Below are 9,571 nucleotides of genomic sequence, written 5' to 3'. Positions count from 1 at the left end.
CCGCCGGAACGTCAGCCGGCCGACACCGCTCGCCAGAAGTACCCCATGACGTCGCGCATCACGTCGCTGAGGCGCAGCGCCTCGTCCGGGTCGTCGCCGGCGTCCAGACCGGCCTGGATGAAGGCGACGGCCGACGCGCTCAGCCCCTCCGGCTCGCTGCCGTAGAAGGCCACCGCCTCCTCGGGCGCCCCGATGCCGGAGCTACGCAACCAGGCCCCCAGCTCGTCGGAGGTGGAGAAGTACGAGCGGACGTCCACCAGTGAGGCGGCGCCCAGACCGGCCCGGTTCGCGTTGAGCGCGAGCCAGCTCAGGTAGGAGCCATAGGCGTAGGCGGTGAAGCCCTCCGTCCGGCCGTCGGCTCCGGTGCGCGGTTCGATGGGCAGGACGCGCGCGCAGTCCAGGAGTTTCGTCCGGGCGCGCGACGCCATTTCCTGCAGGCGCAGGCAGTACACGTCCTCCGGCTTGCCGGTGAACCTGGACGCGGCCAGCGCGTAGGCGGCGAGTTCGGTGCGGTTCAGCCGCACCTCGAATTCCAGCAGCCGCCGCAGATCCGCCGGCGTGAACCGGTTCGCGCGCAATTTCGCGACGATCGGATTGTCGATCGGGCTTTCCGCCGTCCGCCGGTCGATCTCCTGCACGAGGGAGACGGCGTCGAGCCTGCGGTCGGTCTTCATATCGTTTTCTCCTTGTCTGGTCCGGCTATTTGGTGGATCGATTGAGAATGGCCAGCATTTGCCTTTCCAACGCGGGCGAGGGGGACAGTCCGATCTCTTTCGCGAAGGACACGCGGGCGAGCTGGTAGATCCCGAGCGCGTCGGCGGGACGGCCCGCGCGATGCAGCGCGACCATCAGCTGGGAATAGAGCCGTTCTTCGAGGGGGTTCTGCAGCACCAGCGCCTCCAGCTGGGGGATGATCTCGACGTGCCGGCCCAGGTCGAGGTTGATCTCTATGAGGCTGGCGGTGGTCAGCATCCGCCGGCTCTCCAGGAGCTGCGCGGCCTGGTCCCTGATCGGGCCGCGCGGCACGTCCTGCAGCGCCGGGCCGCGCCACAGCGCCAGCGCCTCGCGGAGGAGGGCGACGGCCTTGTCCGGCTCGGCCGACTTCAGCGTGTTCGCCGCCGCGTCGAGCGCTTCGAAGCGCACGGCGTCGATCGCGTCGGCCGGAACCTGGAGGCAGTATCCGGGATAGCGGGTCTGCAGGGATATCGGCAGGCCGTGGCGTTCCCGCCAGCGCATGATGGACGTCCGCAACCGGGACGCGTGCGCGTGCAGCGCGTTCGCCGCCTGCCTGGGCGGGTCGTCCCGCCACAACTCGGCGACCAGGTCCTCGACCGGGACGACGTCGCCGTGCCGGAGCAGCAGCACGGCGAACAACGAGCGTTTTTTCGGGCCGGCTATCTGAATCCGGTCTTCATCGACCCTGACTTCCAATGGGCCCAGAATGTCAAATGAGATCATCATCGCCCGCATCGATTGTGCCGCGCCCGGCAACTGTAAATGTTAACTTATCCACGGGAACCGCGCGGAGAATGTGTTTCCTGGGATGCTGCTGTGCTTTGATGTAGGTAGCCGGTTTCGCGCAGCCATCCGATATAGAGGTCGAGCAGTCCGGCGTCCACCGGCGGGCAGGCGGCCGGCACGTCCGGGGCCGCCTCGGCCAGGTTCGTGAGATCCGGCTCGGGCAGGGCGCCGGCGAGCTGCCGGGCCGCCACGGAGCCGGCCGCGGCCTCCTCGCCGGTGAGCAGCGTGAGGTACCCGGCCAGCGGCGCGGCCGGGTCGGCGGCGCAGAGCCGCTCCATCTCCCGCACCCAGTCGTCCCTGGAGGTGACCCGGACGGGATAGCCCTGCCGGCGCAGCCGCTCGACCAGCAGGGGCAGGGCGGCGGGGCGCGGGTTCGCCAGATGGTAGACGCGGCCACGGGCGGGCGCCCCGGCCAGCAGCGCCACGACGGCCTCGGCCACGTAGTCCACGGGGACGAAGTCCAGCCGGAGCGGCACGTCCGGCGCGAGCCCGGTCTCGGCGATCGCCTTGATCACGGCGGCCATCATGGTGCCGGTGTTCCACACGCCCCGGTCCCGGCTGCCGGTGATCTCGTACGGCCGGTAGAGCGCGACCGGCAGCCCGCGCCCCGCGGCCTCGCCCAGCAGGGCCTCGGCCACCCATTTGGTCTCCGCGTACCCCTGCCGCAGCCGTTCCGGACGCGGCAGCGGATCGTCCTCGCGCACCCGCCCGCCGGCGGGCGGCCCGTCCGCGGCGGCGAGCACGTCCACCGTGGACACGTGGTGGAAGGGGCGCGCCCGCCCGCCGTGGGCGGCCAGGCGGACGAGCGAGCGCACGCCGCCGACGTTGACGTCCTGGAGGCGGGAGTAGGGATAGACGAAGTTCACCCTGGCGGCGGCGTTCAGGACGACGTCCGTGCGGCCGGCGAGCCCGTCCAGCTCCGCCGCCGTCAGCCCCAGGCCGGGCCGGGCGAGGTCGCCGGGCACCGCGGTCACCCTCGTGCCGAGGTCCGCCGCCGGCAGGCCGTACCTGCGCAGGGCCGCGCCGATCCGGCGGATCCCGTCCGGGCCGTCCGCCGCCCGCACGAGGCACGACAGGCGCAGGTCCGTGACGTCGAGCAGCCGCCGGACCAGGAAGGCGCCCAGGAATCCGGTCGCGCCGGTGACCAGGATCTCCCGAGGGGGCGCCGGGTCGGCCGGGCCGAAGCGGAGGCCGGGGTCGAGCCGGGCCTCCGCGGCGAGGTCCACGGCCGGCTCGCTCTCCGTGCCGTCGTCCGCGCCCTTGCGCAGGGCGGCGATCCGGGTGGCGAACGCCGCCAGCGACGCGGAGTCCAAGAGCGCGCGCACCAGCGCGGGGCCGGGCAGGCCGCCCATGCCGGGACGGGCACGCAGCGCGGTGACGATCTGGACGGCCTGCAACGACGTGCCGCCGAGCTCGTAGAAGTCGTCGGCGCGGGACTCCACCGGCGTCCCGAGTACGGCCGCCCACACGTCGGCCGCGCACCGCTCGACCTCGCCCCGCGGCGGGTCGGCAGGCGCGGCCGGCGACTGGTCGCCGGCCCCGGCCAGAGCGCGCGTGTCCACCTTGCCGCTGCTGTTCAACGGCAGCTCGTCGGCGACCGCCACCCGGCCGGGGACCATGAACGCGGGCAACCGGTCTCGCAGGAACGCCCGCACCCGCAGCGCGAAGGACCGCCGGTCCGCCGGCCGCCGCGGCACCGCCCACGCCACCAGCGCCCGGTCGCCCCGCCCGGACTCCCGGACGGCCACGGCGGCCTCGCGCACCTCCGGATGGGCCGCCAGCTCCGACTCGACCTCGCCGATCTCCACCCGGTAGCCGCTGACCTTGACCTGCCGGTCCAGCCGGCCCAGGAAGTCCAGCACGCCGTCCGGCCGCCAGGCCGCCCGGTCGCCGGTCCGGTACATGCGCGCGTCCCCGCCGAGGAACGGGTCGGGCAGGAACCGTTCGGCCGTGCGTTCCTCGTCGCCCACGTAGCCGAGCGCCACGCCGTCGCCGCCGACGTACAGCTCCCCCTCCTCCTCGGGCTCGCAGGGGCTGCCGTCCTCGCGCAGCACGTAGCAGGTGGAGTTGGCGATCGGCCGTCCGATGGGCACGCGTTCGGCGTCCGGCGGCAGCCCGGTCACCTCGTGGGCGGTGGAGAACGTGCCGTTCTCCGTGGGGCCGTAGCCGTTGACCAGGTGCTCGGGCGGGCCGGCGGCCAGGACGCCGCGCACGCAGTCGGGGTTCAGCACGTCCCCGCCCGCCACCAGGTAGCGCAGCGAGGAGAACATGCCGGGGTCGGCGAAGCCGAGCTGGTGGAACAGGCCCGCGCTGAGCCACAGCACGGTCGCGCCGCGCTCGCGCAGCTCGCGGGCCAGGTCCGGCGGCGACAACAGCGCCTCGGGCTCGGGCACGACCAGGTGCGAGCCGTTCAGGTGCGCCCCGAAGATCTCGAAGCAGGACACGTCGAACGTCGGGTTCGTGGTGGCCAGGACGACGTCGTCGGGGCCGAACGCGGCGCAGTCGGTGCCCGTCGCCAGCCGGACGGGCCCGCGATGCGGTTCGGCGACCGCCTTCGGGACGCCGGTGGATCCGGAGGTGAAGATGACGTAGGCCGGATCGGTCGCCGAGGCCACCTGCGGCGGCAGCGGCCCCGCCTCGGGCACCGGCCCGTCCAGCAGCAGCACGTGCCGCGCGTCGGGCAACGGACGCCGGTGGGCGCGCGTCACGACGTGCTCGACGCCCAGCCGCCGGGTCAGCTCGCGCAGCCGGGCCGCCGGGTCCCCGGGGTCGAGCGGGACGTACGCGCCGCCCGCCTTGAGCACGGCCCAGATCCCCACGACGGCCTCGGCCGACCGTTCCACGGGCAGGGCCACGGGCGTCCCCGCCCGCACGCCCTGCCGCCGCAGCACCCTGGCCAGCGCGTCCGCGCGGCCGGCCAGCTCCCGGTAGGTCAGCGTGCGGCCGCCGCCGGTCAGCGCGGGGGCGTCCGGGGTCCGGGCGGCCTGGGCGTCGAACAGCTCGGGCAGCGTCGCGTCACGCGGGTAGGGCCGCGCGGTGTCGTTCCATTCCTTCAGGCTCATGTGGGGTCCTCTCCAGCTCAGCCGGTGTGCGCGGCTGCCTTCCAGAAGCTGCCGATGTGCTCCTCCAGCTGCCGGGCGCGGGTGATCGCGGTGGCCTTGTCCTCGCCGTTGCGCAGGCCGTGCTCGACGACCTCCAGCGCCCGCCGTTCCAGCTCGTCGGACTGGCCGCCCTCGTAGTAGTCGACGAACTCCTGCGGCACGTCCAGCCCCTGCTTGCGCACCGCTTCGAGCAGGGCCTGGCAGCCGGGGAAGTAGACCGTCATGTCCGTGTGGAGGGCCAGCGCGTTGTCGGCCTGGCCGCCGTGCAGGGCCAGCCACGAGACCCAGCCGTTGAACGCCTGCGCGTCGGGCCCGGACGGCCACCGCCCCGCCGCGTCCGGGTCCATGCCGAGGGGGCGGACGCAGGCCAGCAGCTTGGGGTGCGCGTCGTGCACCAGGCGGGCGACGTCCAGGTAGAGGCCGACGACGGGACTGTCGGAGAAGCGGGCGATCACGGTGCCGTACGCGGCCAGCTCGGCGATGTGGCACTGCAGCTCGATCCCCACGAGCCGGCGCAGGTGCTCCAGGGTGAGCCCGCCGACCTCGGCCAGGTCCAGCAGGCGGTTGCCGACCGGAGAGCGGTCGCGCAGCCGTTGGAGCTCGGTGACGGCGGAGGTGGCCAGGGTGAGCTCTGCGGTGGCGGTCATGGTGAAGCCTTTCTCTTGTGCGAACCTGTCTGCGTTCCCCGAGGCCGTGACAAGGGCCTGACGCGGACCTGACATCCGGCTGCCGTGCCGCGCGGCCCTAATCGAGCAGGGTGCGGACGATCAGCTCGGCGGCGAGGTCCTGCGCGCCGGCCCGGCGCAGGCGCGCCATCGTCCCCCGGAGCTGCGCGCCGTCCTCGCAGGCCACCCGTACGGTCAGGTCGAAGTCACCGACGACCACGTGCGCGCCGACCACGCCGCTCATCTCGCGCAACCGTCGCTCGTAGTCGCGCGTCGTCACCCCGGGGGCCAGGCGGACGTGCACGTCGGCCCGGACCGGGGCGGTCATGCCGGGCTCCTGCCGTGGCGTCCGGGCCGTCGCCCTCACGTGCGGGCCGCCGCCGTCCAGAGCAGGGCCATGTACCTGTCGCACAGCCGGGCCGCGCGCAGGGCCTCTCCGGGGTCGTCCCCCCGGGCCAGGCCGTCGTCCACGACCGCCGCGGCGTCCTCGGTCAGCAGGGGGTCGGGGCTGTTGCCGTAGTAGGCCGTGAACTCCCCGGGCACCGTCACGCCGTGCTCGTCCAGCAGCCGCACCAGCTCGACGGCGCCGCCGTAGTAGACGCCGTCCGGGGCCGAGTACAGCGACAGGGCCATGGCCGCCTGGCTGCCGTGCAGGGCCAGCCAGGAGACGTACCCGCAGAAGGCGTGCGCGGCCAGGTCGTCGCCGAGGTCCGGCGGCTCGCCCAGGCGCTCGGCCACGACGGCGAGCGCGGCACGCGCCTCGTCCACCAGCCCGGCCACCTTGAGCAGGAAAGCGGCGGCCGGCGGGTGCGGGAACTGGGTGAGCAGCTCGCCGTAGGCCACGAGCTCGGCGTGGTGGTAGGCGCGCTCGATCGCGACGAGGCGGCGCAGGTGGCCGACGGTGACCCGGCCGTCGGCCGCCAGGGCGAGCAGCGGGTTGGGCGGCGGCGACTGCGCCCGGGCCCGCGCCAGCTCCTTGATCAGCGTCTCGGCGGTCATTCCGCGGCTCCTTCCGCCGGGTTTCTGAGGCCGCCCTTGTCGAGGAACTCGTGCGCCTGGGTCATCGTGGCCTGGCCGCTGTGGAAGAGGTTGTTGACCAGGGCGTGCCGGGCGCCGCCCGTCGTGAGCCCCTCGTACAGGTGCTCGACGGCGCCGGCGCCGCCCGAGGCGATGACCGGGACGTCCACCGCCGAGGCGATGGCCGGCGTCATCTCCAGGTCGTAGCCCTTGCCGGTGCCCTCCTGGTCGAGGCTGTTGGCCAGCAGGCGGCCGGCGCCCAGGTCGGCCAGCATCTTCGCCCAGACGACGGCGTCCAGGTCGGTCTCCTGCTCGCCGCCGCGGATGGCGACGTTCCAGCGGCCGTCGCCGGCGCGGGCGACGTTCATGACGCCCACCACGCGGCCGGATCCGTGCCGCTGCACGAGCGTGTGCAGGACCGAGGGGTGCTCCACCGAGGTGGTGCTCAGGCCGATCGCCGCCGCGCCCGCCGCCAGCAGGGACTCGGCCGCCTCGATCGAGGGCATGTAGCCGTTGTCCACGGTGACCCAGAACGTGCCGCCCGTCCCGCTCAGCGCCTGGATCAGGGGCAGGAACGTCTCGTGCTCCGTCCACGGCTCCTGCACGTCCACGAAGATCGGCCCGGCGCCGTCGCGCAGGTAGACCGAGGCGATCTCGACGGCGTCTGCGGGGTCGGCCAGGCCGGGGATGCCCGAGGGGGGCGTCGCCCTGCCGCCGGCCACGTCGATGCACGGGATGATGAGGTCGTTCATGATGTCCTTTCCGTCATTCGGGTTGGGGGTCGCCGGCCGGCCTCTGGGCGGGGACGTCCGGTCGTCGTTCGGTGAGCAGCACCTTTCCCGCGCCGCCGGTCCTGGCGCTGTGCCGCACCGCCGCCCTGACCTCGGGCAGCGCGTACCGGCCGGCCACGTCCACGCCGGGCCAGCCGTCCGCGACGTCCGCGACCACCTCCTCGGTGAGGCGGGCGCGGTCGTGCGGCTCCAGCGCGGCGAGCCGTTCGGGCAGCCAGAACCCGCGCACGGTGAGTGAGGAGAAGATGACCTGGCGGGACGGCAGCGGGATCGGCTCGCCGGACAGCGCCCCGAACACGACCAGCCGGCCGCCGGGACGCAGGCAGTCCAGCAGGCCCCGCCCCACCTGGCCGCCGACCGAGTCGATCGCGGCGGCCGCCCCGCCCGACGTGACGGCCAGCACCCGGTCCACCCACGGGCCGGCGGAGACGTCGATCACCTCGTCCGCCCCCAGCAGGCGCAGCGGCGTCACCTGTTCCGGCCGCCTGACCAGGTGCAGGCACCGGATCCGGCGTCTGGCCGCGCAGGCCAGGACCATCCGGCAGACGGCCGACGCGCCCGCCGACAGCAGCAGCCACCCGCCGGGCGGCACGTCGAGCTGGTCCACCAGCAGGCGCGCCGCGAACGGGTTCACCGTGAGCTGGCAGGCGACCTCGTCGGGCATGGCGTCCGGGACCGGGATCAGCTCGGCGGGCGCGGCGCTGACGTAGTCCTGCCAGGTGCCGGTGGCGGCCACGGCGACCCGCGCGCCCTCGCGGTACGTGCCCGCCCGGTCGGCCCGCTCCACCACGCCCACGCCCTCGAAGCCCGCCGGTGCGGGGAACGTCGCCTCGCGTCCGTACTCCCCTCGCACGTACATGAGGTCGGAGGGGTTGATCGGCCGGGTGGTCATCCGTACGAGCAGGTCGTCCGGCCCTTTGACGGGGACGGGCACGTCGTCCACGGACAGGACGGCGGCGGGGTCACCGTGATGACGGAACCGCACGGCGCGCATGGCATACCTCCTTGCCTCGGTCGGATGTGTCTCGGTTGGACCTGTCCCGTTCAGGCGGACAGGAGCTGCGCCAGGCGCGGCGAGCGCGGCGCGAGCCTGCGGGCGACGGCGACCGCCGACCGCACGGCCGACTCCTGGCTGGAGACCCACGTGGTGTACTGGCCGGCGAGGTGCAGCCCACCCCGCCCCTGCAGCGCGTCGAGGCGGCGCTGGGCCCGGACCGCCGCGGGCGTGATGAGCAGATGCCGGTAGTCCTCCCGCAGGATCACCTGCCTCGGCAGGCGGTCGCGGTGGGTGAGCTGGCTCTTGAAGACCTCGACGCCCCTGGACGGGCCGAACCAGTCGGTGCTCTCGCTCCAGCCGTCGTGCACCTCGAAGGCGCTGGTCGACCAGTGGGCGCGGCTCTCCGGCAGGTACGCGGGGTCCAGGTGCAGCGCGTACGTCGTGTCCACCGGCTCGAAGCCGGCCAGGACGTCACGGACCTCCCGGGTGCCCGCCAGCGGCCCGAGCAGCCGCACCGCCTCCCACGGCGGCACCGCGAGGACCAGCTCGTCCACGACGTGCCGCTCGCCGGCGGTGTCGAGGAGCTCGTAGCGCCCGTCCGCGCGGCGGACCTGCCGCACCCCGGCCGCGGTCCTGATCCTGGCGGCGGGGGCCCGCGCGGCCAGGGCCCAGGCCGTGCTCTCCAGCCCCGGGAGGAGCTGCTGCCATCTCGGCTCGCCCGCGGTGTTGACGTAGAAGGCGACGGCGGCGCGGGCCGAGAGGGTCATGGCCTGTTCGAGGCTGCAGCAGAACAGGAAGGCCGGGCGGGCGTACAGCACGTCCCGTTTGATCTCCTGGCTCACCGGCAGGGGCTCGACCAGGTCGGCCAGCGGTCGTTCCCAGCTGACGTCCTCCTTGTCCCATTCGGTGGCCCGCTGGAGGAAGGCCCCGACCGCCTGCCAGGCCGCCCCGAGCCGCTCGTCCCGGGGCCAGGACGGCTCCGGGGTGTGCGGGCTGACCAGCAGCGGCTCCCGGCGTCCCGCCTTCAGGACGGTGAGCGAGGCCGGCAGGTCCACGAACTGCTCGTCGCCGTACCCCAGCAGCTCCAGCAGCCTGCGATGCGTGGGGAACAGGTCCGGCGAGATGTCCTGGGCGCCGAGGTCGAGTGTCGCCTCGCCGCCGTCGGCACGGACGCGGACCGATCGCATCGTGCCGCCGACGCGGTCGCGGGATTCGAGCACCACGGTCTCGCAACTGTCGGCCAGGAGCCAGGCCAGGGTGAGCCCCGACAGACCGGCTCCGACGATTCCGACGCGCATGTCATTTCACCTTGAGAAAGCTAGAGGGGACGTGCTTCCGGTAGCGCGCCATTACCCGTCGCCCTGGAGATCGCACGGCGACTTTCAAGGGAATCGCCAGGCGTACGGCGGATGTCAGCGCGAATTCAGGGCCACGTCAGGAATGCGTGGCAGCGAATTGTCCGGCAATGCCTGCGCGATG

9 protein-coding genes are annotated in these 9,571 nt (G+C 73.7%); all 9 read right to left on the bottom strand.

The features are described 5' to 3' along the window. Nucleotides 1-11: 11 nt before the first annotated feature. The 9 genes from ABT158_RS17930 to ABT158_RS17890 all read right to left on the bottom strand — a co-directional run bounded on the left by ABT158_RS17930 (nucleotide 12) and on the right by ABT158_RS17890 (nucleotide 9,390). Nucleotides 12-674: a hypothetical protein gene (locus ABT158_RS17930; protein ID WP_352354500.1), complete on the bottom strand. Its 663-nt coding sequence runs from the start codon at nucleotides 672-674 to the stop codon at nucleotides 12-14. 25 nt (nucleotides 675-699) lie between these two features. Continuing rightward, complete coding sequence (locus tag ABT158_RS17925; RefSeq protein WP_352354498.1) at nucleotides 700-1,491, bottom strand: AfsR/SARP family transcriptional regulator; 792 nt, start codon at nucleotides 1,489-1,491, stop codon at nucleotides 700-702. Between the two features lie 14 nt (nucleotides 1,492-1,505). Further along, the gene (locus ABT158_RS17920) at nucleotides 1,506-4,583 is read right to left on the bottom strand and encodes an amino acid adenylation domain-containing protein (protein ID WP_352354496.1); all 3,078 of its coding nucleotides are present in this window, start codon (nucleotides 4,581-4,583) and stop codon (nucleotides 1,506-1,508) included. A 17-nt stretch (nucleotides 4,584-4,600) separates the two neighbouring features. Further along, nucleotides 4,601-5,269 (bottom strand): hypothetical protein, encoded by a 669-nt coding sequence (locus ABT158_RS17915; protein ID WP_352354494.1) that lies wholly within the window; start codon nucleotides 5,267-5,269, stop codon nucleotides 4,601-4,603. 97 nt (nucleotides 5,270-5,366) lie between these two features. Continuing rightward, nucleotides 5,367-5,615 (bottom strand): Lrp/AsnC ligand binding domain-containing protein, encoded by a 249-nt coding sequence (locus ABT158_RS17910; RefSeq protein ID WP_352354492.1) that lies wholly within the window; start codon nucleotides 5,613-5,615, stop codon nucleotides 5,367-5,369. A 35-nt stretch (nucleotides 5,616-5,650) separates the two neighbouring features. Further along, nucleotides 5,651-6,286 (bottom strand): hypothetical protein, encoded by a 636-nt coding sequence (locus ABT158_RS17905; protein WP_352354490.1) that lies wholly within the window; start codon nucleotides 6,284-6,286, stop codon nucleotides 5,651-5,653. After that, entirely contained in the window at nucleotides 6,283-7,056 is a 774-nt protein-coding gene (locus tag ABT158_RS17900; protein ID WP_352354488.1) for a HisA/HisF-related TIM barrel protein, read from the bottom strand. Before ABT158_RS17900 ends, ABT158_RS17905 begins: the two co-directional genes overlap by 4 nt. Nucleotides 7,057-7,069: 13 nt before the next feature. Then, entirely contained in the window at nucleotides 7,070-8,089 is a 1,020-nt protein-coding gene (locus ABT158_RS17895) for a zinc-dependent alcohol dehydrogenase family protein (protein WP_352354486.1), read from the bottom strand. A gap of 50 nt (nucleotides 8,090-8,139) precedes the next feature. Further along, on the bottom strand, nucleotides 8,140-9,390 hold the full coding sequence (locus ABT158_RS17890; protein ID WP_352354484.1) for an FAD-dependent oxidoreductase: 1,251 nt from the start codon (nucleotides 9,388-9,390) through the stop codon (nucleotides 8,140-8,142). Nucleotides 9,391-9,571 lie beyond the last annotated feature (181 nt).

Source organism: Nonomuraea sp. NPDC001636 (assembly GCF_040298265.1).
Classification (GTDB): domain Bacteria; phylum Actinomycetota; class Actinomycetes; order Streptosporangiales; family Streptosporangiaceae; genus Nonomuraea.
This window is presented reverse-complemented; position numbering and strand designations above follow the sequence as displayed.